Raw genomic sequence first — 421 nt, 5'->3', positions numbered from 1 at the left:
AGGCCGGACGTCACACCCCAATAGACAGAGATCAGGATCACGGGGACGAGGAACCAGGCGAGAACCTCCTCGAACCAGATCCGCCGCCGGCGCCGCTCCCAGCGCTGCTCGCGCCATGTCTTCTTGTGCCTCTGAGGCCGCTGCGGCTGGCCCTCCTCCTGCCCTTCGACGATCGCCGGAACGGCGGCGGCGGTCGTTGCCTCGCCGAGCGATCCCCCGATGCGAAAGCGCATACGCGACCAGGGCCGGGCCTTGCGTTTGGCCGGCAAGCCGCTCGGCGCTGCCGGCCGCTCCTCCGCGCCAAGCGTCAGATCGAGTCCGTCGCTCTTCGCCGCTTCTGCACTCATGCGCGGACGAGCGGCACCTTCGGGACCGTCCGGATACCGCCGCCGCCTCCATTCCCGCCCGGGTTCTTGGGCTT

General features: G+C 69.8%; 1 protein-coding gene. It reads right to left on the bottom strand.

All coding sequences use genetic code 11. The features are described from left to right. Positions 1-347: hypothetical protein (locus tag AC2JF9_RS09770; protein ID WP_500727384.1), on the bottom strand; the 347-nt coding region annotated here is incomplete at its 3' end. Positions 348-421 lie beyond the last annotated feature (74 nt).

Source organism: Lactobacillus sp. C449L, assembly GCF_059900815.1.
This window is presented reverse-complemented; position numbering and strand designations above follow the sequence as displayed.